This window comes from Streptomyces sp. NBC_01283 (assembly GCF_041435335.1).
Classification (GTDB): domain Bacteria; phylum Actinomycetota; class Actinomycetes; order Streptomycetales; family Streptomycetaceae; genus Streptomyces.
In genome coordinates this window covers 1,882,688-1,906,712 of record NZ_CP108430.1, presented here as the reverse complement: position 1 = coordinate 1,906,712, position 24,025 = coordinate 1,882,688, and the positions used below count along the sequence as shown (strand labels likewise).

General features: G+C 70.7%; 18 protein-coding genes. 7 read left to right on the top strand and 11 right to left on the bottom strand.

The features are described 5' to 3' along the window. Positions 1-55: 55 nt before the first annotated feature. Positions 56-493: a VOC family protein gene (locus tag OG302_RS08700; RefSeq protein ID WP_371526231.1), complete on the bottom strand. Its 438-nt coding sequence runs from the start codon at positions 491-493 to the stop codon at positions 56-58. Between the two features lie 92 nt (positions 494-585). Between OG302_RS08700 and OG302_RS08695 the strand changes: the two genes are divergently transcribed. Next, the gene (locus OG302_RS08695; RefSeq protein ID WP_371526230.1) at positions 586-975 is read left to right on the top strand and encodes a (2Fe-2S) ferredoxin domain-containing protein; all 390 of its coding nucleotides are present in this window, start codon (positions 586-588) and stop codon (positions 973-975) included. Positions 976-983: 8 nt separating this feature from the next. Here OG302_RS08695 and OG302_RS08690 read toward each other — a convergent pair whose 3' ends face one another. From OG302_RS08690 to OG302_RS08680, 3 genes are all read right to left on the bottom strand, one after another. Beyond that, a complete protein-coding gene (locus OG302_RS08690) occupies positions 984-1,499 on the bottom strand; it encodes an FBP domain-containing protein (protein WP_371526229.1) in 516 nt (171 codons plus the stop codon). 812 nt (positions 1,500-2,311) lie between these two features. Next, positions 2,312-3,046, bottom strand: coding sequence for a GNAT family N-acetyltransferase (locus tag OG302_RS08685; RefSeq protein ID WP_371750059.1), 735 nt, complete (start codon positions 3,044-3,046; stop codon positions 2,312-2,314). Positions 3,047-3,060: 14 nt separating this feature from the next. Then, positions 3,061-4,014: an NADP-dependent oxidoreductase gene (locus OG302_RS08680; RefSeq protein WP_371526228.1), complete on the bottom strand. Its 954-nt coding sequence runs from the start codon at positions 4,012-4,014 to the stop codon at positions 3,061-3,063. A 365-nt stretch (positions 4,015-4,379) separates the two neighbouring features. Between OG302_RS08680 and OG302_RS08675 the strand changes: the two genes are divergently transcribed. Together OG302_RS08675 and OG302_RS08670 are read left to right on the top strand one after the other, a co-directional pair. Beyond that, entirely contained in the window at positions 4,380-6,986 is a 2,607-nt protein-coding gene (locus OG302_RS08675) for a beta-glucosidase (RefSeq protein WP_371526227.1), read from the top strand. A gap of 103 nt (positions 6,987-7,089) precedes the next feature. Then, on the top strand, positions 7,090-7,563 hold the full coding sequence (locus OG302_RS08670) for a carboxymuconolactone decarboxylase family protein (RefSeq protein ID WP_371526226.1): 474 nt from the start codon (positions 7,090-7,092) through the stop codon (positions 7,561-7,563). A 24-nt stretch (positions 7,564-7,587) separates the two neighbouring features. On the opposite strand, the gene OG302_RS08665 is transcribed toward OG302_RS08670, so the two are convergent. After that, on the bottom strand, positions 7,588-8,265 hold the full coding sequence (locus OG302_RS08665) for a TetR/AcrR family transcriptional regulator (RefSeq protein WP_371526225.1): 678 nt from the start codon (positions 8,263-8,265) through the stop codon (positions 7,588-7,590). 83 nt (positions 8,266-8,348) lie between these two features. Continuing rightward, positions 8,349-9,536 carry a serine hydrolase domain-containing protein gene (locus OG302_RS08660; RefSeq protein WP_371526224.1) on the bottom strand — a complete coding sequence of 396 codons (1,188 nt, stop codon included), beginning with the start codon at positions 9,534-9,536 and terminating at the stop codon, positions 8,349-8,351. A 225-nt stretch (positions 9,537-9,761) separates the two neighbouring features. On the opposite strand from OG302_RS08660, the gene helR reads away from it, so the two are divergent. Next, entirely contained in the window at positions 9,762-11,930 is a 2,169-nt protein-coding gene (gene helR / locus OG302_RS08655) for an RNA polymerase recycling motor ATPase HelR (RefSeq protein ID WP_371526223.1), read from the top strand. 24 nt (positions 11,931-11,954) lie between these two features. Here the strand turns inward: helR and mgtA are convergent, their stop codons facing one another. After that, positions 11,955-14,702 carry a magnesium-translocating P-type ATPase gene (gene mgtA / locus OG302_RS08650; RefSeq protein ID WP_371526222.1) on the bottom strand — a complete coding sequence of 916 codons (2,748 nt, stop codon included), beginning with the start codon at positions 14,700-14,702 and terminating at the stop codon, positions 11,955-11,957. Positions 14,703-15,222: 520 nt separating this feature from the next. Here mgtA and OG302_RS08645 point away from each other — a divergent pair. Both OG302_RS08645 and OG302_RS08640 read left to right on the top strand, forming a co-directional pair. Further along, a complete protein-coding gene (locus tag OG302_RS08645) occupies positions 15,223-17,280 on the top strand; it encodes a phosphocholine-specific phospholipase C (RefSeq protein ID WP_371526221.1) in 2,058 nt (685 codons plus the stop codon). A gap of 205 nt (positions 17,281-17,485) precedes the next feature. Further along, positions 17,486-18,523, top strand: a complete 1,038-nt coding sequence (locus OG302_RS08640; RefSeq protein ID WP_371526220.1) for a phospholipid scramblase-related protein — start codon at positions 17,486-17,488, stop codon at positions 18,521-18,523. 87 nt (positions 18,524-18,610) lie between these two features. Here OG302_RS08640 and OG302_RS08635 read toward each other — a convergent pair whose 3' ends face one another. Beyond that, on the bottom strand, positions 18,611-19,579 hold the full coding sequence (locus OG302_RS08635; protein WP_371526219.1) for a DMT family transporter: 969 nt from the start codon (positions 19,577-19,579) through the stop codon (positions 18,611-18,613). Next, complete coding sequence (locus tag OG302_RS08630; protein ID WP_371526218.1) at positions 19,576-20,388, bottom strand: phosphatase PAP2 family protein; 813 nt, start codon at positions 20,386-20,388, stop codon at positions 19,576-19,578. Before OG302_RS08630 ends, OG302_RS08635 begins: the two co-directional genes overlap by 4 nt. Positions 20,389-20,577: 189 nt before the next feature. Here OG302_RS08630 and OG302_RS08625 point away from each other — a divergent pair, with 189 nt between their 5' ends. Beyond that, positions 20,578-21,213 (top strand): TetR/AcrR family transcriptional regulator C-terminal ligand-binding domain-containing protein, encoded by a 636-nt coding sequence (locus OG302_RS08625; RefSeq protein ID WP_371526217.1) that lies wholly within the window; start codon positions 20,578-20,580, stop codon positions 21,211-21,213. Between the two features lie 183 nt (positions 21,214-21,396). Here the strand turns inward: OG302_RS08625 and OG302_RS08620 are convergent, their stop codons facing one another. Both OG302_RS08620 and OG302_RS08615 read right to left on the bottom strand, forming a co-directional pair. After that, positions 21,397-22,416 (bottom strand): DUF2510 domain-containing protein, encoded by a 1,020-nt coding sequence (locus tag OG302_RS08620; RefSeq protein ID WP_371526216.1) that lies wholly within the window; start codon positions 22,414-22,416, stop codon positions 21,397-21,399. Between the two features lie 150 nt (positions 22,417-22,566). Next, on the bottom strand, positions 22,567-23,736 hold the full coding sequence (locus OG302_RS08615) for an anhydro-N-acetylmuramic acid kinase (protein WP_371526215.1): 1,170 nt from the start codon (positions 23,734-23,736) through the stop codon (positions 22,567-22,569). Positions 23,737-24,025 lie beyond the last annotated feature (289 nt).

Below are 24,025 nucleotides of genomic sequence, written 5' to 3'. Positions count from 1 at the left end.
CCACAGCCCGGCAGCTTCCGCGGACCAGCCAGCACCCTCAGACCGACCAGCACCCTCAGACCAGACAGAACTCATTGCCCTCGGGGTCGGCCATCTCCACATGATCCGGCCTCCCCTGCATCTCGTGCTCCCGAATCACCGTGGCCCCCGCGGCGGTCAACTTCTCGACCGCCGCGACGACCCGCGGCCACCTGACCTCCCAGGGGGTCGCACGGCCGCCGCCCACCTGCACGTCCAGGTGCAGCCGGTTCTTGGCCACCTTCGACTCCGGGACCTTGAGAAAGGAGAGGCTGGGCCCGGAACCGTCCGGGTCCGACAGATACGCACCGTCGTCCCACTCCTCCTCAGGGACGCCCTGGTGCGCGAACCACGCCCCCCAACTGTCGAAGCCGTCCGGCGGCGGCTTCTCCGCGTAACCCAGGGCCAGGGCCCAGAACTTGGCCAGGTCACCGGGCTGCGCACAGTCAATGGTGACGGTCCACTGGGTCGACATGGCTCCTGCTCCACTTCTTCGCTCCGCCGGGTGGGATGCGATGGACCGAGCGTGCCATGGGGGTCTGACATCGGAGCTGAGATGATCACCGGATGAGCCCCGTCATCTCCATCGGATCCGCCGCCGCCCGCCCCTGCACACTGGTCGTGTGCCGGGGCTGCTGCTGCGGCAACTCGCGCAAGCACCCCGGTACCGACCACGCCTGGCAGCTCGCGCGGATGCGGGCCGCCGCCGCGGAGTCGGCGGGGCGGTTCGCGGTGCGTACGAGTGAGTGCCTCGGGCCCTGCGGGCAGGCGAACATCATCGTCGTACAGCCCTCCCGGGAGGGGCGCCGACGCGGTGGCCGGGCCGTCTGGGTGGGCTTCGCCATGGACGACGACTCGATCGACGAGATACTCGAGTGGGCCGACGCGGGCGGCCCGGGGATCGCGCAGCCGTCGGCAGCGCTCACCCTGCAGGTGGTCGATCCCCGGAAGTCCTGACCCGAGGGTCAGGCCGCCGCCTGCGAACCTTCGAGGACCCTGTCGAGGAAGCCGTGCAGGTTCGCCACGGTGCGCGCGTTCTGCTCCTCAAGGGTGAGGCTCTCCTCGAAGCGGCGGGCCAGGGCGGTGGTCTTCTTGCCCCGTACGTAGAGGGAGCAGGCGAGGTCCGCGCAGATGTAGATGCCGACCGAGTTGCCCTGCCGGCCCGCCGGGCCGGAGAGGGGTGCCACGAGCAGCGTGATGCCCGAGCCGGACTGCGGGGTCACGCAGACCGAGCAGATGCTGGACTTCAGGAGGCTCCTGCGCGCGCCTGTCGAGGCGCGCAGCGCGATGCCGACGTACTCGCCGTTCCGCTCCGTCACGATGTAGCCGCGGTCCGGGGCCTTCGGGTCCCGCCATCCGAGGAAGTCCAGGTCGGACCAGGGGGTCTCCGGGAAGCCTGCGGGGAGGGCGAGTCTGCGGGCTTCGCCCTTGGAGCAGTTGACGAAGGCCGCGCGGATCTCTTTCTCGCCGATAGGTTCCATGATTCGGAACCTACCAACGCGTACGCCGCCCCGTCCTCTCCTTTTCGGCCCAGGCCGATGGCCGCCGCCCCCGCTTGAACCTCCCCCACCCACTTACGGGATCCCCCCGCACCTGCCTGACCCCGAACAGACCTCTCCCACCCACGCACCGGATCCCCCCGCACCTGCCTGACCCCGAACAGACCTCTCCCACCCACCCGCCCGATTGCCCCGCGTCCATTTGACCCCGAACAAGCCTCTCCCACCCACCCGCCCGATTGCCCCGTCTCCACCTCGCCCGGTGCAAGCCTTTCCCACCCACCGCCCCGATTGCCCCGCTGGGCCGGGAAAGGGCTGCATCGCGGGTAGGGGAGTGACCTGCTCGGCGGGGCGGGCGGGAAACGTAGGGCCAGGGGAGGGATGGGGCAGCGAATCGGACCAGGGTGGGATCCCGGCCCGCACGCACTCGTAGCCGGCGACCGTCCGGAGCACGGTTCGCGGCGCTCCGGAGCCGAAGTGGCCCTGCGGGCACTGGATGTTAGGGGGGAGGGCGGACATACCGGCGCGGCCCCGCACCCGCGGCCGGACCGAACCCGTTGCCCGCACGCGCTCGCAGTCGGTGACCGTCCGGAGCGCGGTTCGTGGCGCTCCGGAGCCGGAGAAGCCTCGCGGCCATCGGGCGTTAGCGAGGATGGGCATACCGGCGCGGCGCCGTCCCCACAACCGGCCGGCCCCGCAGCACGCACGCACCCGCAGTCGGCAACGCTCGTGAGGGACCTGGCGGCACGGCCCCGCCCCCGCACAGACGGACCGCACCGCACCCCAGGGAAACCTCAGCCCTCCACCGGCACCCGTGCCGAGTAGAACCGCGTCGTCCGTCGCAGCCGGAACCCCAGTGACTCGTACAGCCGGATGGCACCTACGTTCCGCGCAGCCGTGTGCAGGAACGGTGTTTCCCCGCGGGCGCGGACCCCGTCCGCCACCGCCAGGACCAACCGCGTCGCAAGCCCCTCCCCCCGGAAAGCCGGATCGGTGCAGACCGCGCTGATCTCCGTCCACCCCGGTGGACGCAACCGCTCCCCGGCCATCGCCACGAGAGCACCCCCACGGCGTATGCCGAGGTACGTGCCGAGCTCCACGGTTCGCGGCAAGAAGGGGCCGGGCTGCGTGCGCCGGACCAGGTCCAGCATCTCCGGCACGTCAGCCGCCCCGAGCCGCACAGCCTCCGCGTCAGGCGCGGCGGCCACCCCGTCATCCACCAACTGCACGCCCTCTATGTCGAACGTGACCTCCCACCCCTCCGGCAACCCCACCCGCACCCCGGCCAGCGGAACGTCCGCGCCGGGCCCCGCGAGCGCGGCGAGATCCGCCCAGTCGTCCGCCTCCGGAGCATCGGGCAGCCCCATCCACGGCGACACGTCCAGCGGATACCGGACCACGCGCCCCCGCCGCTCGGCGAACCGCGCGTGCGGCCCGTTCAACGCGGCGTAGGCAGGGTTGTCCAAGGGATGTGTCCCCCGTGGGGGCGCAGTACGGAGGTCACCGCCCGGGGCATCGAGGCCGGACACCGGCGTAACGCCACTCACGCGCCCACCTCGATCACGACCTTGCCCCGCGCATGCCCATCCTCCACCGCACGGAGCGCCTCACCGGCCCGCTCCAGCGGATACGTCGCCGTCACCTGAGGCCGCAGCACCCCGTCCACGGCAAGCCGCGCCACCGCGTCGAGGACCTCCCTGGTCCGCGCCCGCGCGACCGCCGCCCCGCCCAGCTCGGCGACCGTCTCCTTGGCCGCGGCCGTGATCAGCTTCCCCCGCGGGTCGGGGAGCAGGGACGCCGCCGCCACGAGATCCTCGCCGCCCACCAGATCGAAGACCGCGTCGACGCGACCGCCCGGCGCAGCCGCCCGCACCCGGTCCGCCAGACCGGGCCCCGGCGGCACATGCACCGCGCCCAGGGACTCGACGAAAGCCCGCTTGCCCTCGCTTGCCGTGCCCACCACACGGACGCCGAGGTGCCGCGCCAACTGTGCCGCGGCCACGCCCACACCGCCGCCTACCCCGGTGATCAGCAGCGTCGCCCCGGTGGGCAGATCCAGCTGACGCAACCCGTCGTACGCCGTCGCCGCGGCGACCGGCAGCGCGGCGGCCTCCGTGAAGCTGAGGCCCGCGGGCTTGTGCGCGGTGAGAGAGGCGGGGAGAAGGGTGTACTCGGCGTAACCACCGGTGTCCGGATTACCGAACACCGCATCGCCGACGGCAAAGTCCGAGCCGTCCCCAACGCCCGCGCCGCCCACGACGTCCGACCCGACCGCTTCGACCACGCCCGCGACTTCGCTGCCCAGCACCTCAGGGAACTCGGCGGGCGGCGACCCGGGCCTCCGCTTCCCCGCGCGCAGCTTCCAGTCGACCGGGTTGACCCCCGCAGCCCGCACCGCGACCAGAAGCTGCCCCGGACCGGGCTCCGGTGGGTCCTGGTCGAGGAAGGTCTCCACTTCAGGGCCGCCGAACCGGGTGAATACGTACGCCTTGGACATGTGCTCCCTCGCTTCGAGCCGTGAACTGTGAGCCGTGAACCGTGAGCCGTGAACCCCGCACCGCCTAGCGACGAGGGCCTCACCTAGGACGACCGCCATGATCGCCCCGCTATTCCCCGTACGCCGCAGCGTTCACGAGGTCGCAACGAGAGCCTCATGGCCGACGGCGCCAGCTCTCTATCCCACCCACCCCCGCAAAACTGAACGACCCGCAAAGTTTTGCCGACGCGAGCCTTGACCTTAAGTGTTCAACCAATCAAGACTCAGGCCCCGTAACACCGCACTGGCGCGGATGACGCATTCAGCTCTTGGCGTCGTCGACCCAGTTCGGCATGTCCAGAGCCGCGTTCGGAGGCCATTTCGCCATGCCTGCCACCACACGTCGTGAACTCATGAAGCAACTGGGCGGCACCGCAGCCGCCTTCGCCTTCCTGGCCGCCGCCGGTGCCACCCCCGCCACGGCCGCCGCAGCCTCCCAAGGCGCCAGCGCAGGCACCGGAACCGCCACCCCGGGCGCGGCCGCCGCCACGCGCCGCGTCCGGGGGCTCATCGCCCGCCTCACCCTCGACGAGAAGATCAGCCTCGTGCACGGCGCGACCGACCCCCGAAGACTGGGTCAGGCCGGATACCTGCCGGGCGTCGAACGTCTGGGAATACCGGAGCTCCGCCTGTCCGACGGCCCCGCGGGCGTGAACGTCACCAAGTCCGCGACCGGCCTCCCGCCGGTCGCCACGCTCGGCTCCTCCTTCAACCTCGAACTCGCCCGCGAGTACGGCGAGGTCATGGGCCGCGAGGGCCGCATCCTCGACATGGACGTCCTGCTCGCCCCGCAGATCGAGCTCTCCCGCACGCCCTTCTTCAGCCGCAACAAGGACCAGTCCGGCGAGGACCCCTACCTCAACGGCCTGATCGGCGCCGCCCAGGTCGAGGGCGTCCAGGCGCAGGGCATGCTCGCCCAGGCCAAGCACTTCCTCGCCAACAACCAGCGCCTGCACGAGTTCGACCGCGAGAAGCCGGAGAACTCCTACGACTTCGTCGTCGACGACCGCACCCTGCACGAGCTGTATCTGCCCGCCTTCGAGGCAGTGGTCCGCGCCGGTGTCGCCTCGGTCATGTCGGCGTACAACCACCTCAACGGCAAGTGGAACTCCGAGCAGAGCACCACCCTCACCGACATCCTCCGCGGCGAACTCGGCTTCAAGGGCTTCGTCACCTCCGACTGGGGCGCCACGCACTCCACGGCCGCGCTCGAAGCGGGCCAGGACATGCAGATGTGGGACGGCTCGTTCTACGGGGAGCCGCTGAAGAAGGCCATCAAGGACGGCTCCATTCCCGAGGCCGCCCTGGACACCGCCGTCTCCCGCATCCTCGGCCGGTACGACGCCTTCGGCATGCTCGACGGCAGTCGTGTTCCCGCCCGCAAGGAGATCGACGTCAAGGCCGGGGCTCGCGTGGCACGCGAAGTCGCCACGCAGGGCGCGGTGTTGCTCGCCAACGACGGTGGCCTGCCGCTGTCGCACGCCGCCCTCCGCGATCTCGCACTCATCGGCCCGACCGCGGGCCAGGTGGCCACCTCGGTCTCCGGCGAGCGTGCGTACGGCTTCGAAGAGCGCCTGGTCAGCCCGCTCGACGCACTGCGCCGCAGCACCAAGCGGGCGATCGCCCACGAGGTCGGCGTCGACCTCACGGGCACGGCCGTCCCCGCCTCCGCGTTCCCCAAGGGCCTGACACGCAAGGACGGCGGCGAGCGCAAAGGCACGGACCGAACGATCGACTTCGTCGGCGACAAGGCACTCCCCGTCGGCACGACCGCCGAGTGGACCGGCACCTTCGTGCCGCCCGCCACCGGCGAGTACGCGCTCAAGATCCAGGGCTGGGGCGCGGCCGTCTCGCTGAGCCTCGACGGCAAGGAGCTGACGACCGCGGCGGGCGCCCGCGACAGCTTCGCCCGCAAGTGGTCCTCGATCGTCCCGACCACGGACGGCCTCGACAACGGCCAGGCCGAACCCGTCCAGCTGACCGGCGGCAAGTCCTACCAGGTCGTCGTCAAGGCCACCGGCTGGGCCACGACCATCGCCGAACGCGGCCCGGTCCAGGTGCGGTTCGCCTGGGTGACGCCCGAGCGGCGCAGCGCCTCCATCGCCGCCGCGGCGCGGCTGGCCCGGCGCGTCCACACCCCGGTCGTCTTCGCCTTCAACGGCTCCGGCGGATCGGTGGGAGGTGGCGGCGACTTCACCACGCTGACGCTCCCCGCCCACCAGGACGAGCTGATCACGGCCGTGGCCAGGGCCAACCCGCGTACGGTCGTCGTCCTCACCACCGGCTGCCCCGCGACGATGCCCTGGCGCCGCGAGGTCGGCACGATCCTGCACACCGGCTACGTCGGCCAGGAGGGCGGCTGGTCCACCGCCGACCTCCTCACCGGCCGCGCCAACCCGGGCGGCAAAGCCACGGTGACCTGGCCGAAGAAGGACACGGACCACCCCACCCTGGACCCGGCCCACCCCGAGCGGTACTACGGCGTCGACGGCACGGTCACGTACAGCGAGGGCATCTTCACCGGCTACCGCGGCTTCGACAAGGCGGGCATCGAGCCCCTCTTCCCCTTCGGACACGGCCTGTCCTACACGGAGTTCGGCTACGGCGACCTCTCCGTGCGCAGGGCGGGCGAAGGCTACGAGGTGTCGTTCACGGTGACCAACCGGGGACGCCGCGCGGGCGCGGAGGTCCCGCAGGTGTACGTGGGCCCGCCGCGCGGCGCCGACGTGGAGATGGCGGTGAAGACACTGGCCGCCTTCGACCGCGTCGAGTTGCGTGCGGGGGAGTCGCGCCGGGTCAGGGTGCGGGTAGCCGAGCGGCAGCTGTCGTACTGGGACACGGACCGCGGCCACTGGGTACGCCCCGAGGGGCGGCGTGCGGTGTACGTCGGGTCGTCGTCCCGCGACATCCGCCTGACGGGGGTGGCGCGCTAGGGCGGCGGCAGGGGGAGACCCACGTCACATCCGCGCATGTCACAGCACGCGGGGCTGAACCGTCCATGAGGTGTACCCAGCGGCAACCACACAGGAGTGCACCATGGAAGCTCGGCTGAACATCATGGCAAGCCCGGTCGCGGCCAAGGCGATGAAGCACATCGTCGCCGCCGCCACGTCGCTCACGGAGTCGACGCTGCCTGCCGCGACGCGTGAACTGGTGATGCTCCGCGCCAGCCAGATCAACGGCTGCGCCGGATGCATCGACATGCACACCAAGGACGCCACACACGCCGGGGAGTCCCAGGTGCGCCTGCACCTGGTGGCCGCCTGGCGCGAGGCCACGGTGTTCACCGAGGCCGAGCGCGCCGCCCTGGAACTGGCGGAGGAGGGCACCCGGATCGCGGACGCGGCAGGCGGCGTCCCGGACGAGGTGTGGGCGAACGCGGCCAAGCACTACGACGAGGACCAGCTCGCCGCCCTGGTGACCGTGATCGCCGTGATCAACGCCTTCAACCGCGGCAACGTGATCACCCAGCAGCCCGCGGGTGACTACGTAGTCGGCCAGTACCACTGAGGCCAGTGCCACTGAGGAGACGGTCTAGGGGAGCCGCTCCGCCTCGGCCGGCTCACCAAGTCCTGCACCGTCCACGGTGAGGGCTTGGGTGAGCCGGTCCAGGTGCGCACGGTACAACCCGACGAAATCCAGCCGCCCTTCGGCGATGGCCCACTGGACCTGGAGCCCGTCGGACACGGCGAGGATCTCGCGGGCGACGCTTTCCGCGTCGGTCTCTGGCCTCAACTGCCCTGCCTCGACCGCGCGTTGCAGCACGGCGGCCAGGGAGTGCGCGACACGTTCGTATCGCTCGCTGAAGTAGTCGTGTGCCGGGTGCGAGGGGTCGCCGGCCTCCGCCGACAGCTTGGTGTAGAGCTGGATGAGCCCCGGCTGGGTGAGGTTGTACGAGGCCAGCGCGAGGACCTCCCGGAACAGCGCGCGCACGTCGGCACCGCCGGAGTCGGGGCCGAGCCGTCCGAAGGTACGGACCGTGCGTTCCTCGCGTGCTTCGAGCACCGCCATCAGGAGCCGCTGCTTCGACCCGAAGTGGTGGGTGATGACGGTGGCGGAGGTGCCCGCTTCCGTGGCGATCTTCGCCAGGGAGGAGTTCAGATAGCCCGCCTTGGCGAAGAGCGCGAGAGCCGCGTCGATGATGGCCGCCCTACGGGAGTCGGCGGCGGCGTACTGCCCTGTCGGGCGGTGGCGGGGGGTGGGCTGCTCCATGGGGGCAGATTACGTTCCCGCGGATCTCCCACCTGCCGTGCCGCCCCGAACCCCCAGCCCCTCAACCCCGGCCGCTCAACGCCTCAGCCCTTCAGCCCTCGGTACAACGCCCCCACCAGATGCACGCTCCGCAGATCCTCCCCGGAGGTCCCGCCGCCCATCTGGTTCATCACGTACGCGAACGAGACGCGGTTCTCGGGATCGGCGAACGCGTAGGACCCGCCCGCGCCGCCGTGCCCGAAGGCCCGCGGATTGGGGCCTGCCTGCCCGTACAGGTTCAGCATGTAGCCGAGCCCCCAGTCCCACTTCTCGCCCCACGCCGTGCCCGCCGCGAGCACCAGGTCCGGCTCGTCGGGCTCGCCCTGCCGTGTCCGGAGCCGCTCCAGTGCCCCGGGGCTCACCAACTCCCCGCCGCCCAGCGCCGCGTACACCGTCGCGAGGCCCCTGGCGGACGCGTGGCCGTTGGCCGCGGGGATCTCGGCGGACCGGTAGGCAGCGGTGTTCACATTGCCCACGGGGAGGTACTGCAGGGCGAGCGTGACGACCGCCATGGGGTGGTCGTCGATCGACGTCACCGGGGGCGCGGGCGGGGGAGCGGAGCCGAGTGCGCTGCGCGGGCCGTCCGTGACGATCGGCCTTGCCATGTTCGCGCACCGGCCGTGCTCGCTCTCCGGGGTGCCCACGAAGACGTCCGCGCCCAGCGGCCCCGTCACCTCGCTGCGCAGGAACGTGCCGAGCGAGACCCCCGTGATCCGCCGGACGACCTCTCCGACCAGATAGCCGAAGCTCAGCGCGTGGTACCCCTGGGCCGAACCAGGCTTCCACCACGGCGGCGCGGCGGCGAGCGCCCCGCACACCTTCTCCCAGTCGTAGAGGTCGTCCGACGTCATGGGCTCGCGCGGTGCGATCACACCGGAGCGATGGCTCAGCAGCCAGCGCACCGGGATGTCCGCCTTGCCCTCCTGGGCGAACTCCGGCCAGTAGCGGGCGACCGGTGCGTCCAGGTCGAGCTCGCCCCGGTCGACCAGCAGATGCGCGCACAGCGCGGTCATCCCCTTGGTCGTGGAGTACACGTTCACCAGCGAATCGCGCTCCCACGCGCGCGTGCCCGTCTTGTCCGCGTCACCGCCCCACAGATCGACGACGAACTCGCCGTCCACGGTGGCCGCGACGGCTGCCCCGAGGTCGCCGCGCTCGGTGAAGTTCCGCTCGAACTCCTCGCGTACGCCCTCGAATCCCGGGGCACAGGTGCCATGGATGCGTGCGGTCATGACTCTCCTCGATCACTGGAAGCGCCGACCCGCCACATCCTCGCGCATGGTTGCCCGCGGCACCTAGAGTGCGTCGGCGGAGGAGAAAAAGAAGAGGCAAGGAGGTGTTCGCACTCCTTGCCACTCTTAATTTATAGCGCAGCGGGGGGCTTGCGGCAAGGCCCCGGTCGTACCGCACAATCGCAGGCCTAAGCCCAGGACCTGCGAAAACGGGAGATTCATTAAGTGCCTGCGTTGCTGTCTGCGTTCGACCTTCCTGCCCACCTCGCCCCCAAGGCCGACCCGACGCTGATCGACCGGGACGAGAAGCACTTCGCGGCCATCGCACAGAGCCTCGAGCAGACCATCGCCGACGTGTCCGACCGCCTCGACGCCCAGCGCAGGGCGCCCGGCGGCATCGGCCGGGAGGCGATGGACCGGGACCTGGAGATCCACCGCCTGAGCGGTCGCCTGCGCGCGCTGAGCCGCTTCGGTCTCGACCTGTGCCTCGGACACATCGTGACCGCGGACGACCCCGAGCCCGTCTACATCGGCAGGCTCGGCCTCACCGACAGCGAGGGCCGCCGGCTGCTGCTCGACTGGCGCGCACCCGCGGCCGAGCCGTTCTTCGCGGCGACCCACGCCGACCCGATGGGCCTGGCGAGCCGCCGCAGGTACCGCTGGACCGACGGCCGGATCAGCGACTACTGGGACGAGGTGTTCACCGCCGACGGGCTGGAGGGGCACGCGGCCCTCGACGACCAGTCCGCCTTCATCGCCAGCCTGGGCAGCAACCGCTCGTCCCGGATGCGCGACGTGCTCTCCACCATCCAGTCCGACCAGGACGCCATCATCCGGGCGGGCTCACGCGGCGCTCTCGTCGTCGACGGCGGTCCCGGTACGGGCAAGACCGTCGTCGCCCTGCACCGTTCCGCCTACCTCCTCTACTCCGACCCCCGCCTCGGTCACAGCCGGGGCGGGGTGCTCTTCGTCGGCCCGCACCGGCCCTACCTGAACTACGTCGCCGACGTCCTGCCCAGCCTCGGCGAGGAGGGCGTGCAGACCTGCATCCTGCAGGACCTCGTCGCCGAGGGAGCCGCGGCGCGGGCCGAGGCCGACCCGGAGGTGGCGCGCCTCAAGTCGTCCGCCGGCATGGTGAAGGCGATCGAGAAGGCCGTCAGGTTCTACGAGGAGCCGCCCACCAAGGGGATGACGGTCTCGACCGACTGGGCCGACGTCCGGCTGAGCGCCGACGACTGGGCCGACGCGTTCGACGCGGCGGGACGCGGCACCCCGCACAACGAGGCGCGCGAGCAGATCTGGGAGGAGCTCGTCGCCATCCTCCTCGACAAGCTCGACGGCGACGTTCCCGGCGAGCTCTTCGAGAGGTCGCTGCGGCACGACGAGGAGCTGGTCACCACCCTGCACCGGGCGTGGCCGCTGCTCGAAGCGGCCGACCTCGTCGGAGACCTGTGGTCGAACTCCGCCTACCTGCGGATGTGCGCCCCCTGGCTCGGCGGGGACGAGGTGCGCACGTTGATGCGCAAGGAGGCGCCCCAGGCCTGGACGCTGTCCGACCTGCCGCTCCTGGACGCGGCACGGCAGCGGCTCGGGGACCCGGAGGCGGCACGGCGCAAGCGCCGGCACGAGGCGATCCTCGCCGCCCAGCGCGAGCAGATGGCGCAGGTCGTCGACAACCTCATCGACGCCGCGTCGGCCTCCGGCGCCGACGGTGACGACGGCGAGGGCCTGGTGACGATGTTGCGCGGGCAGGACGCCCAGGTCAGCCTGGTCGATGAGTCCGAGCTGCCCCCTGCCGACCCGGACCGGCTCGCGGGACCGTTCGCGCACGTCGTGGTGGACGAGGCACAGGAGCTGACCGACGCGGAGTGGCAGATGCTGCTGCTGCGCTGCCCGTCCCGCAGCTTCACCATCGTCGGCGACCGCGCGCAGGCCCGGCACGGGTTCACGGAGTCGTGGCAGGAACGCCTTGAGCGGATCGGGCTCGACCGCGTCACGGTGGAGTCCCTGAGCATCAACTACCGGACGCCGGAAGAGGTCATGACGGAGGCCGAGCCGGTCATCCGGGCCGCGCTTCCCGACGCCAACGTGCCGACCTCCATCCGCAGCAGCGGCGTACCCGTCACGCGCGGTGCGGTGGCGGACCTCGACGCGGTCCTGGACGGCTGGCTCGCCGCCCACGCCGACGGGGTCGCCTGTGTCATCGGCGATCCCGCCTTCCGGGAGACGGACCGCGTGCGGTCACTGACCCCGGAGCTCTCGAAGGGGCTCGAGTTCGACCTGGTCGTCCTCGTCGACCCGGAGGACTTCGGCGAGGGCATCGAGGGAGCGGTCGACCGCTATGTCGCGATGACCCGCGCGACCCAGCGGCTCGTCATCCTCACGAGCCGCTGAGCCGCTGAGCCGCGGCCCTCGGGATCAGAGCCAGCTGCCGTAGCGCCGGATGTACCAGCCCTTCACCACCTGGGTGAGCGTGCAGTACGCGAGCAGCGTCCCGATCAGCCACGGGAAGTAGCTCATCGGCAGCGGCCGCATCGACAGGGCCGACGCCAGCGGCGAGAACGGCAGCCAGAGACCGAAGGCCATCACCGCGCCCGTCATGAACAGCACCGGCAGTGACGCACGGGACTGGATGAACGGGATCCTGCGCGTGCGGATCATGTGCACGATCAGCGTCTGCGACAGCAGGCCCTCCACGAACCAGCCCGTCTGGAAGAGGGTCTGCTGCGCGGGCGAGTTGGCCTGGAAGACGTACCACATCACCAGGAAGGTGGTGATGTCGAAGACCGAGCTGATCGGACCGATCCGGATCATGAACCGGCCGATGCCCTTGGCGTCCCAGGTGCGCGGCTTGCGCAGGTACTCCTTGTCCATCCGGTCCCAGGGGATCGACAGCTGGCTGATGTCGTAGCAGAGGTTCTGCACCAGGAGGTGGATGGCGAGCATCGGCTGGAAGGGGAGGAACGCTGACGCGACCAGGACGGAGAAGACGTTCCCGAAGTTCGACGACGCCGTCATCTTGATGTACTTGATGGTGTTGCCGAAGGTCTGACGGCCCATCAACACGCCCTGCTCCAGGACCATCAGGTCCTTTTCGAGAAGGATGATGTCCGCGGACTCCTTGGCGATGTCGACGGCCGTGTCGACCGAGACGCCCACGTCCGCCTCGCGCAGCGCCGCCGCGTCGTTGATGCCGTCCCCGAGGAAGCCGACGGTGTGCCCGTCGGCCTTCAGGGACCGTACGATCCGTGCCTTCTGGACCGGGTTGACCTTCGCGAACACCGTGGTCGTACGGGTGAGCCGGCGCAGCTCGGCGTCGTCGACCAGGTCGACGGTGGCGCCCGTGATGAGCTCGCTGACGTCGAGGCCGACGTCCGCGCAGACCCGCGCGGCGACCAGTTCGTTGTCGCCGGTGACGACCTTGACCGCGACGCCGTTCCCGGCGAGCGCGCGCAGGGCGTCACCGGCGTCCCGCTTCGGCGGGTCGAGGAACGCCAGGAACCCGACGAGGGTCAGGTCCGACTCGTCCGCCGCCGTGTAGGTCTCGCGATCGGCGGGCACGGTGCGCGTCGCGACCGCGAGGACGCGCAGGCCCTCACGGTTGTGGCGCTCGCTGATGTGCGTGACGTGGGCGCGCAGTTGACGGGTGAGCTCGACGCGCTCGCCGCGGTCCATGATGTGGCCGCACCGCTCGATGACCTCCTCCACCGCGCCCTTGGTGACGATCGTGTGCTCGGCTGCTGGTCCGGACGGTTCGTCGCGGCGCAGCACGACGGACATCCGCCGCCGGGCGAAGTCGAAGGGGATCTCGTCGACCATCGTGAAGAGCCGGTCGACGACAACCTCCTCGGCCTCGTCGATGCGGTCCACGACCGCCTGGTCCATGAGGTTGCGCAGGCCCGTCTGGAAGTGGGCGTTGAGGTAGGCGTATTCGAGCACCTCGCGGTCCTCGTGACCGTGGGCGTCGAGGTAGCGGTCGAGGACGATGCGGTCCTCGGTGAGCGTGCCCGTCTTGTCGGTGCACAGCACGTCCATCGCGCCCAGGTTCTGGATCGCGTTGAGCTGCTTGACGACGACCTTGTGCCGCGACATCGCGACCGCGCCGCGGGCCAGGTTCGCCGAGACCACCATCGGCAGCATCTCGGGGGTCAGTCCGACCGCCACGGAGATCGAGAAGAGCAGTGCCTGGTCCCAGTCGCCCTTGGTGAAGCCGTTGACCGCGAAGACGACCGGGACCATCACCAGCATGAAGCGGATGAGCAGGAAGCTGACCCGCCGCACGCCGAGGTCGAACGCGGTCTGCGGGCGGTCGCCGGCCAGGGCGCCCGCCATCGAGCCGAAGTAGGTGTCCGCGCCCGTGGTGACGGCCACGCCGGTCGCCGTGCCCGAGGTCACCGACGTACCCATCAGGCAGAGGTTGTCGGCCTCGACGGGGTCGGTGGTCGCGCCCTGGCCGAGGTCAGGGGTACGCGTGTCCGACTTGGCCGCAGGCAACGACTCGCCCGACAGGGCGGCCTGACCGACCATCAGGTCCTTGGCGGTGAGCAGCCGCAGATCGGCCGGGACCAAGTCGCCCGCGGCCAGCTTCACCAGGTCGCCGGGGACGACCTGCTCCATCGGGATCTCTTCGGTGCCGGGGTGCTCGCTCCACCGGCGCAGGACCGTGCAGGAGGTGGTGACCAGAGCTTTCAGTACCTGGGCCGAGCGGGTCGAGCGCAGCTCCTGCCAGAACCGCAGCAGGCCGCTGATCAGCACCATCGAGGTGAGGATCCAGACGCCGGGGTCGGCCGGGTCCTGCCAGTACATGACCGCGGCAAGCGCGATCAGTACGCCGATGAAGGGGTTGCGGAAGGACTTGGCGAGCTGCGCCGTCCAGTGCGGCGCGCGCTCCTGGGTGACGACGTTCTCGCCGTACCGCTCCAGGCGTTCGAGCACCTGGTCCTGGCGCAGGCCGCGGGTGTCCGTGCCGAGGTCCCGCAGGACGTCACGGGCGGGCTTGGCGCTCAACTCGGCCAGGTGCAGGCCGACTTCGCGGGTGCGGGCGTCCAGCTCGGCGGCCTTGCGCTCGCGGCGGTCGTCGCGGAGGCGGGGGGTGGTGGGGGTGGGGTTGTCGCTGGGGTTCTCGCCCGGGGATGCCGGGCGTACCTGGGGAATCAGCTTGTTCATGGCAGACCTCCCTCCGTGCGGGGGCATGACGAAGCAGGCCCGTGCACAGGGACGTAGATGTGAGGGGTGATGCCGTCGGCGGGCACGGCGCATGGCCGTGGGTGCGTCACCGCGTGACGGAGGAGTGGGCCGGGCGGGACGCCTCGGCCGGGAAGCGGAGTCGCTTCGGTCAGCAGAGCGGCTTCGGAGAGCGAGGCCGCTTCAGCGAACGAGGCCGCTTCAGCGAGACGTGGCGCTGACGCAAGGACTTCCTTCGGGACTCATCCCGAACACCTCCTTGCGATCGCGGGACACGGAAGAACGCACCATCGAGCGGTGCAGGGCCAAGTCAGGCATGCCGGTACAGATATGTCAAATACGGGACTTAGGTCCTCATAAGGTCGGGTCTTGTGTCCCACCCACCAAGGGTTGGACTTCTCTTCACATCCAGGTCACGGCCCCTTCCCTGATCCTTGCTCCCCTTGACACACTGCACCCGCTCACGTCCCCCACACCCCACAACACGAGGTCGAATCCACTCATGCCAGAACTCAATCGGCGCCGGTTCATGCAACTCGCCGGCGGCACCGCAGCATTCGCGACGCTCTCGCAGAGCATCGCCCGCGCCGCCGCTCTGCCCGCCCAGCGCCGCTCCGGTTCCATCGAGGACGTCGAGCACGTCATCGTCCTGATGCAGGAGAACCGTTCCTTCGACCACTACTTCGGCACGATGAAGGGCGTACGCGGCTTCGGTGACCCGCGCCCGGTGACCCTGCCGAGCGGGAAACCCGTCTGGAACCAGTCGGGCGGCGGCAAGGAGGTGCTGCCCTTCCATCCGGACGCCGAGGACCTCGGCATGCAGTTCATCGCGGGCCTCGACCACGACTGGGCGGGGGGCCACAGCGCCTTCGGCAACGGCAAGTACGACAACTGGATCGCCGCCAAGTCCGAGCGGACGATGGCGTACCTGACGCGCGACGACATTCCGTTCCACTACGCCCTCGCCGACGCGTTCACCGTCTGCGACGACTACCACTGTTCGTTCATGGGGGCCACCGACCCCAACCGCTACTACATGCTGTCCGGCCACGTCGGCAACGACGGCAAGGGCGGCGGCCCGGTCCTCGGCAACCAGGAGGCGGGCTACGACTGGACGACGTACGCCGAGCGCCTGGAGCAGGCCGGGGTCTCCTGGAAGGTGTACCAGGACATCGGCGACGGCCTGGACAAGGCCGGACACTGGGGCTGGATAGACGATGCCTACCGCGGGAACTACGGCGACAACTCGCTGCTCTACTTCAACAAGTACCGCAACGCCAAGCCGGGCGACCCCCTCTACGACAAGGCGCGCACCGGCACGAACGCGAAGGCGGGCGAGGGCTACTTCGACATCCTGAAGGCCGACGTGAAGGCCGACAAGCTCCCGCAGGTGTCCTACATCGCCGCGCCCGAGGCGTTCTGCGAGCACCCCAACTGGCCGGTGAACTTCGGCGCCTGGTACATCGCGCAGGTCCTGGACGCGCTCACCTCCAACCCGGCGGTGTGGGCGAAGACGGCGCTGTTCATCACGTACGACGAGAACGACGGCTACTTCGACCACATCGTCCCGCCGTACGTCCCCAAGGACGCCAACCAGGGCAAGTCCACCGTCGACACGACCCTCGACTACTTCCCGGGCAACGCGTCCTACGCGGCCGGACACTACGGCCTCGGCCAGCGCGTCCCGATGGTCGTCGTCTCGCCGTGGAGCACCGGCGGCTTCGTGAACTCCGAGGTCTTCGACCACACGTCGATCATCCGGTTCATGGAGAAGCGTTTCGGCGTGCGCGAGCCCAACATCTCGCCGTGGCGGCGCGCCATCTGCGGTGACCTCACCTCCGCCTTCGACTTCAGCGGCAAGGACACCGACCCCGCGCAGCTGCCGGACACCGGCGCCTACGAGCCGCCGGACAAGGAGCGCCACCCCGACTACGTGCCGAAGGCGCCCGCGAAGGCGAACCTGCCCAAGCAGGAGTCCGGCTCCCGGCCCGCGCGCCCGCTGCCGTACGCGCCGCTGGTGGACGGGTCAGGGACGCCCGCCGACGGCAAGTTCACGCTCACGTTCAGCGGGGGCGACGCGGCGGGTGTCTGCTTCCACGTCCGCTCCAACAACCGCACGGACGGCCCCTGGACGTACACCACGGAGGCCGGCAAGAAGATCGCCGACACCTGGAACACGGCGTACTCGAAGGGTGCGTACGACCTGTCGGTGTTCGGGCCGAACGGCTTCCTGCGCGTCTTCAAGGGCCCCGGCAAGACCGCGGGCCCCGAGGTGACCGCCCGCCACGACAAGGCGACCGGCAACCTCAAGCTGACCCTGCGGAACGCGGGCAGCGCCGACGTGAACCTCAGCGTCTCCAACCGCTACGGCGGCGCCGCCCAGACGTTCAAGGTGAAGGCGGGCGGCACGGTCGAGCACACCGTCGACCTGCGGGCGAGCAAGCGCTGGTACGACGTGACGGTGAAGTCCGACGCGGACGGCACCTTCTCGCGGCGCTTCGCAGGACACGTGGAGAACGGCCAGGCGGGAGTCAGCGACCCGGCCATCATCACGGCCTGACGGAACCGGTGACCCCGTCCTGTCGGGACACTTACCCGTCCTGTCAGGACCTCAGAGGCGCCGCCGCCGGGACATACCTCCGGCGGCGGCGCCGGCACCGGCAGACGGAGGTGTGCCGGGGCGGGAAGCCGGTTTGGTGAGTCCCGCGTCACTGGAGGCGCAAGGGGCTGGCGGAGGGCCCTGCGCATCGGGATAGTGTGCCCGGGTGACAACGCATTCGAACACTCCTGCAGGCTGGTATCCGGACCCCCAGGGCGCGCCCCAGCTGCTGCGCTGGTGGGACGGTTCCCAGTGGACCCAGCACACCAACTCGGACCAGCAGGGCGGCGGCCAGGCCGCGCAGGCCCAGCAGGTCCCGCAGCAGGTCGCGCAGCAGGCCCAACCGGCCCAGCCGCAGCCGGCCCACCAGCAGGCGCAGGCCGCGTACGGCCAGCCGCAGGCTCAGTTCGGCCAGCAGCAGGGGCAGGGGCAGTTCGCGCAGCAGGCCCCGCAGCAGGGTCAGTTCGCTCAGCAAGCCCAGCAGCAGGCCCCGCAGCAGGGTCACTACGGTCATCCCCAGCAGGTGGCCCCGCAGGCCGACCCGGCCAAGGTGCAGCGCCAGGTCCAGCAGCAGGCGGGCGTCGCGCCCACCTCCCAGGGCGGCGGCACGCTCTTCACCGAGCCGGTCCTCGTGGTGAACCAGAAGGCCAAGCTCATCGAGCTGACGAACGAGTACAGCGTCATGGACCAGGCGGGCAACACGCTCGGCTCGGTCGTCCAGGTCGGTCAGAGCACGCTCAAGAAGGTCGCGCGTTTCGTCTCCAGCGTCGACCAGTTCATGACGCACAAGCTCGAGATCCGCGACGCGTACGGGCAGCCGGTGCTCCACCTGACCCGCCCGCGCAAGTTCATGAAGTCGCGGGTCATCGTCGAGCGCGCCGACGGCCAGCCGATCGGTGAGATCGTCCAGCAGAACATGATCGGGAAGATCAATTTCGCGATCATGGTCAACGGCCAGCAGGCCGGCGCGATCAAGGCCGAGAACTGGCGTGCCTGGAACTTCTCGATCGTCGACCACGCGGACAATGAGGTCGCCCGGATCACGAAGACCTGGGAAGGCCTCGCCAAGACGATGTTCACGACCGCGGACAACTACGTCCTGCAGATCCACTACCAGCTGCCCGAGCCGCTCCTGAGCCTCGTCGTGGCGACGGCCCTGACGGTCGACACGGCACTGAAGCAGGACTCGCGCGGCTTCGGGTGAGGTTGTTCCGCGCTGAGTCGCGGACTCGCTGAAACGGCATCGGGCGCACCCTGGGTTCAGGGTGCGCCCGACGCCGTTCGGCGCGCCTCAAGGGCGTGACAGATGCAGACCGGTGGGTTCGTTCTGGCCCGGGACGGATGACAGGAAGTCCTCCGCGGACAGCGAGGAGAGCGACGGCAGCGGGGACAGCGCGGACAGGTCCGAAGGTGTCTCCGGGGCCGACTCGTGCTCGTCCCGCGGCGACCGGGTCAGGACCACCACGCCGTACGCCGCGATCGCCGCACCGCCGGCCGCCAGGACCAGCCCGCCCACGCCGCCCTGCAGCCGCTCCCCGAGCAGCGTCAGGCCGATGGCCGCGGCGGCCACCGGGTTGGCCAGGGTGACGACGGCCAGCGGTGCGCCGAGGCCCCCGCGGTACGCGGTCTGGGACAGGAACATGCCGCCCACGGCGAACGCGGCGACGAGCAGCGCGACCACGATCACCTGCGGGCTGAGCAGCGGACCCGAGCGGTCCGTCGCGGCGACCGTCACGGTCTGGGTGAGCGCGGACGCGACGCCCGAGGCGAACCCGGAAGCGGTCGCGTGACGCAGCCCCGGCCGCGTACCCGGGCGGGAGAGGACACCGATGACGGCCATCGTGGCGCCCGCCACGGCCACCGCCTCCGTGAGGGTCAGCGTGTCGTCGGGCGCGGGCCCGGAAGCGGTGAGGAGCAGGGCGCCGAGGCCGATGAGCGTGAGCCCCGTGCCACGCCACTCCGGAGCGGTGACGCGCCGCCCCGCGAGGCGTGCGCCCAGCGGCACCGCGGCGACCAGGGTGAGCGCGCCGAGCGGCTGGACCAGCGTGAGCGGTCCGTACTTCAGGGCCGCCACGTGCAGCAGCGCCGCGCACGCGTTGAGCCCGACGGACGACCACCAGGTGCCGCTGCCGAGCAGCCGCAGGAAGCCGTTGCCGGTGCCCGTGATGCGGGCGGCAAGGCGCTCCTGGGCCACGGCGGCGGAGGCGTACGCGGCGGCCGAGACGAGCGAGAGCGCGACGGCGAGGAGGGTGGCGTTCATCGCCGGACCCCGGTAGCGGCCAGCTCACGTACGGGCGTGCGGCGCCGCACGACGAGCGAGCGCGCGGGGGCGGGCAGCTTGATCACGGCGAGCGCGATGCCGAGCAGCGCGGTCACCACGAGGGCGTCGAGCCAGTAGTGGTTGGCGGTCCCCACCACTACGAGCAGGGTGATCAGCGGATGCAGCAGCCACAGCCACCGCCACCGCGACGAGGTCGCGACGATGAGACCGACGGCGAGCATCAGCGCCCACCCGAAGTGCAGGGACGGCATCGCGGCGAACTGGTTCGCCATCGTGTCGGTCTGCGGGGTGGAGCCGTAGACCGTCGGCCCGTACACCTGCCCGGTGTCCACGAGCCCGGTCGCCGCCAGCATCCGGGGCGGCGCCAGCGGGAAGGTCAGGTGCAGCACGAGGGCAGCCGCGGTGAGCGCGGCGAGCACCCGGCGGCTCCATACGTAGTGCCGGGGCCGACGCAGGTAGAGCCAGACCAGGAACAGCGCGGTGGCCGGGAAGTGCACGGTCGCGTAGTAGGTGTTCGCGATGTGCACCAGGGTGTCGCTGCTGAGCAGCGCGTCCTGTACGGCGCCCTCGCCCGGCAGGTGCAGGGTGCGTTCGGCGTCCCACACGTGGTGGGCGTTGCGGAAGGCCTCACCGGTGTGGCCGTTGGCCAGCTGCCTGCCGAATTTGTAGACGAGAAAGAGTCCTGCGACGAGGAGGAGCTCGCGGACGAGGGGCGGTCGGGCAGATGTGTCCGGCTCCCGGACGGTTATGTCCGGTTCCCTTTCGGCAGGCTCGGTTAGGGATTCCATCCCCCGGCCCCTTTACGTGATGACTGGGTGGTGCGGGTAGTGAGTGAGGAAGCGTTCCGCTCCGTCGTGGAGCACCGCACTCAGCGATACGCCAGTGTACCGATACGCCAGTGTACCGATACGCGGCCGTACCGGTACACTGGCGTATCGATAGGGTCGGTCGAAGCCGCCCCACCGAGGAGAAGAGTCATGACGTCGCCGGACCAGGCACCAGACGCAGCGACAGCCGACCCCGTGGGCTCGTCGCGCCGCTCCAAGATCACGCCCGAGCGTGAGCAGGAGTTCTACGAGGCCGTCCTGGACCAGCTCCGTGAGTGCGGGTACGACTCCGTGACCATGGAGGGCGTGGCCGCGACCACCCGGTGCAGCAAGTCCACGCTCTACCGGCAGTGGAAGACGAAGCCCCAGTTCGTGGCCGCCGCCCTGCGCGCCAACCGCTGTGTGCGGTTCGCGGGCATCGACACCGGCACGCTCGCCGGTGATCTGCGCCTGGCGGCGCGGGCCGCGGGGGAGTGGTCGACCCAGGACAGCATGCTGGTCCAGGCGCTGAGTCATGCGGTCCTTCAGGACGAGGATCTGCGCAGTGCGCTGCGCGAGGCGCTGGTCGAGCCCGAGACGAAGGCCCTGGACGAGCTGATCAAGCGCGGGGTGGCCCGGGGTGAGATCGCCGCGGACCATCCGGCCACGCGGTTCATCACGGCTCAGCTCATGGGCGTGGTCCGGGCCCGGCCCGTCCTTGAGGGCAAGCACGCGGACGAGGAGTACCTGTCCGACTTCGTGGAGGCGTGCGTGCTTCCCGCACTGGGTCTGACCCGATCCACCTGATCGTGGACCGGGGCCCGATGGATGACCGGCCCCGATCTGCCTGAGCCGCGCCGCACCGTGGGGACGGGGGCGACGTGGCTGCCTTTGGCCGGGCGAGCCGGAATCCTCGTGATTCCGGCTCGCCCGGCTCTGGCGTCTCCGGCCGCGTTTCCGGCCGCGCTCTCAGCTGCGTTCCTGGCTCCGTCAGACTTCCTGGCCGTTGCCGCCCCCGCCGCCCGACGCGGCCTTGATCCCCTTGGTGATCTCGTCCATCACGGACAGCTTCGGGGACTTGTCGTTGACGTCGATGCCGAAGCGGACGATGACGAGCTTGGACTTCAGGGTGGGAGAGGGGAAGGCCAGCGACTGGACGTAGCCGTCGTCGCTCTTCTCGGTCACTGCCTTCCAGCGCACGAGATAGCCCTTCTGGCCGGCCACGGTGACCGCCTTGGACTCCAGCTCCTTGTGCGAGGTGACCTTGCCGTAGGTCTTGCCGCCGTACGACTCCTTGGCATTGACGGAGATGTCCGCCTTGGCGGCCGCCTCCGCCGTCTTGGCGTCGATCTTGAAGCCCTCGGCGAGCCCCGCGTACGCGCCGCCGCGGGTGCAGGTCTTGGAGGTCTCCCTGGGGCACGGATAGGGGTCCGTGGTCACCGAGGCCCCGCCGGTCTTGCCGGTCGCGCCGGTCCAGCCGTCCGGCACCGGGAGGCTGACGCCGCTGAGGGGATCGGTGGCGAACCCCTCCTCCGACGGAGGCGCCGAGCCGCCGGGGGGCTGTGACTGCTCCGGGTCCTGCGGGTCCTGCGGGTCCTGGGGTGCGCCGGGCTTCGAGGGAGCGGAGGACGACGGGCCCTTGGCGGCGCTGTCACTGTCCCCGTTGTCGTCGTCGGCGGTCAGGAAGTAGACGCCGCCGCCTATCCCGGCCAGGACCACCAGCGCCACGCCCACGGCTATGCCTATGCGAAGGCCGCGCCGAGGGGCGGTGGGCTGTCCTGGATAAGAGGGATAGCCCGGATATGCGCCGGGTGCGCCCGTCGGGGCGGCGGGCGGATAGGCCGGGGGAGCCGTCGGAGCCGCCGGAGCGGATCCGCCCCACCCGGCGGCGGATCCCACCGCGCGAACCTGGTCCGTCCATACGTTCCCGTCCCACCAGCGTTCGGTACGGGGGCCGTCAGTTGTCTGGCCGGGGTCGGGGTACCAGCCGGGAGGGGTTACCTGGGTCATGGGCGCCAGGGTATGAGCATTCGGTGAAAGTGGGATGAGAGGGGGCCTCTACGGGGTAACCGTTCGGCCGCTGTTGGGGTGGTGGGCGGCTGTGGCTTTGGGCGGCTGTGTCCGGTGTGCTCGGTGTACTCGCCCGAGGGCGAGGCGAGTTCACCGCCCCTGCCCGTCCACCACCAGCCGCACCGGGCCACCGCCCTCAGGAGCCGGCACCCGCACCCCGGCCCGCCCCGGAGTGATCGACCCCAGCACGCTCGCATGCCGGGCCCCCGTGCTCTCCGGCACCGTCCCCGGCAGTCCGTGCGCCGTCAGGAAACCGAGGACGGCGAAGGCGTACGCCTCCTTCGCCGCGGACGGCAGCCCGAGCTCGTCGGAGGTGCGCACCGGGATCCCGCTCCCCAACTCGGCCCGCAGGAACGCCATCAGCGTCGGATTGCGCGTGCCGCCGCCGGAGACGATGACCTCGGAGGCATGCACGGACCTGACGGCGTCGGCGACCGTGCGGGCGGTCAGGCGGGTGAGCGTGGCGACGACGTCCTGCGGGGCGAGTGCCTCGTACCCGGCGAGCGCCGCCCGTAGATAGGGCAGATGGAAGAGCTCCTTGCCGGTGGTCTTCGGGGCGGGGCGCGCGTAGTACGGCTCGCCGAGCAGGACCGCGAGCAGCCCCACGTCGACCGTGCCGCGCGCGGCCATCTCGCCGTCGACGTCGCACGTGAGCCGCTCCCTCGTCAGCTCGCGCACCGCTGCGTCGATGAGCGCGTTCGCGGGGCCGGTGTCGAAGGCGGTGCCGTCCGCGGCGGTGATGTTGGCGATGCCGCCGAGGTTCAGTGCGGCGGGGGCGCCGGGCCTGCCGCGCAGCCACATCCGGTCGACGATGCTGACCAGGGGCGCCCCCTGGCCGCCCGCCGCGATGTCGCGGGGGCGGAAGTCGGAGACCACCGGCAGCCCCGTCGCCTCGGCGATCCAGGCGGGCTGGCCGATCTGCAGCGTGCCGTGCACCTGGCCGCCCTCCACCCAGTGGTAGACCGTCTGCCCGTGCGAGGCGACCAACTCGGCCCGTCCGTCGCACAGTTCACGGTCCGCCTCGCCGGCCGCCGTGGCGAAGGCCCGGCCGATGCGGGTGTCGAGGCGGCAGACGTCCGCCAGCGTGGTGGCGGCGGGCGGCAGCGCGGCGCCGATTGCCGTCCGCAGCTCCTCGTCGTACCCACGGGTGATCAGACCCAGCGGGGAGAGCAGCAGGCGGTCGCCGTCGATCGTCAGGTCGGCCGCCGCGGCGTCGATGGCGTCGTACGAAGTTCCCGACATCAGCCCGATTACGCGCACGTGCTGCCCCTTTCGCTCTCCTCACCGGTGTGTTTGATCATTGCAGCGATGAAGGGGCGCGCGCACTCGCACGTACGATCCAGTTCAGGCCGTCGACGCAGAGGGAGGGGCGACACGTCCATGTGCACAACGGGATCGCCCGGTCCGCGCCGAGGGACGCGACGCACGAACCTCACCCGAACCGACGGCAAACGAACCGTCGGCAGCCGTACCGATGGTGTCTGGAGCGGCCTGCTCCTGAAGGTGTGCGAGCGGCCACGGCCCGGCCTGTCCCTGTGAACCGCCGGGA

Coding starts and splice junctions, on each gene's coding strand:
- OG302_RS08670 (WP_371526226.1), top strand. CDS start 7,090: ATGGAAGCTCGGCTGAACATCATGGCAAGCCCGGTCGCGGCCAAGGCG.
- OG302_RS08635 (WP_371526219.1), bottom strand. CDS start 19,579: ATGAACGCCACCCTCCTCGCCGTCGCGCTCTCGCTCGTCTCGGCCGCC.
- OG302_RS08625 (WP_371526217.1), top strand. CDS start 20,578: ATGACGTCGCCGGACCAGGCACCAGACGCAGCGACAGCCGACCCCGTG.
- mgtA (WP_371526222.1), bottom strand. CDS start 14,702: ATGAACAAGCTGATTCCCCAGGTACGCCCGGCATCCCCGGGCGAGAAC.
- OG302_RS08700 (WP_371526231.1), bottom strand. CDS start 493: ATGTCGACCCAGTGGACCGTCACCATTGACTGTGCGCAGCCCGGTGAC.
- OG302_RS08630 (WP_371526218.1), bottom strand. CDS start 20,388: ATGGAATCCCTAACCGAGCCTGCCGAAAGGGAACCGGACATAACCGTC.
- OG302_RS08695 (WP_371526230.1), top strand. CDS start 586: ATGAGCCCCGTCATCTCCATCGGATCCGCCGCCGCCCGCCCCTGCACA.
- OG302_RS08620 (WP_371526216.1), bottom strand. CDS start 22,416: ATGACCCAGGTAACCCCTCCCGGCTGGTACCCCGACCCCGGCCAGACA.
- OG302_RS08690 (WP_371526229.1), bottom strand. CDS start 1,499: ATGGAACCTATCGGCGAGAAAGAGATCCGCGCGGCCTTCGTCAACTGC.
- OG302_RS08675 (WP_371526227.1), top strand. CDS start 4,380: ATGCCTGCCACCACACGTCGTGAACTCATGAAGCAACTGGGCGGCACC.
- OG302_RS08645 (WP_371526221.1), top strand. CDS start 15,223: ATGCCAGAACTCAATCGGCGCCGGTTCATGCAACTCGCCGGCGGCACC.
- OG302_RS08660 (WP_371526224.1), bottom strand. CDS start 9,536: ATGACCGCACGCATCCATGGCACCTGTGCCCCGGGATTCGAGGGCGTA.
- OG302_RS08680 (WP_371526228.1), bottom strand. CDS start 4,014: ATGTCCAAGGCGTACGTATTCACCCGGTTCGGCGGCCCTGAAGTGGAG.
- OG302_RS08665 (WP_371526225.1), bottom strand. CDS start 8,265: ATGGAGCAGCCCACCCCCCGCCACCGCCCGACAGGGCAGTACGCCGCC.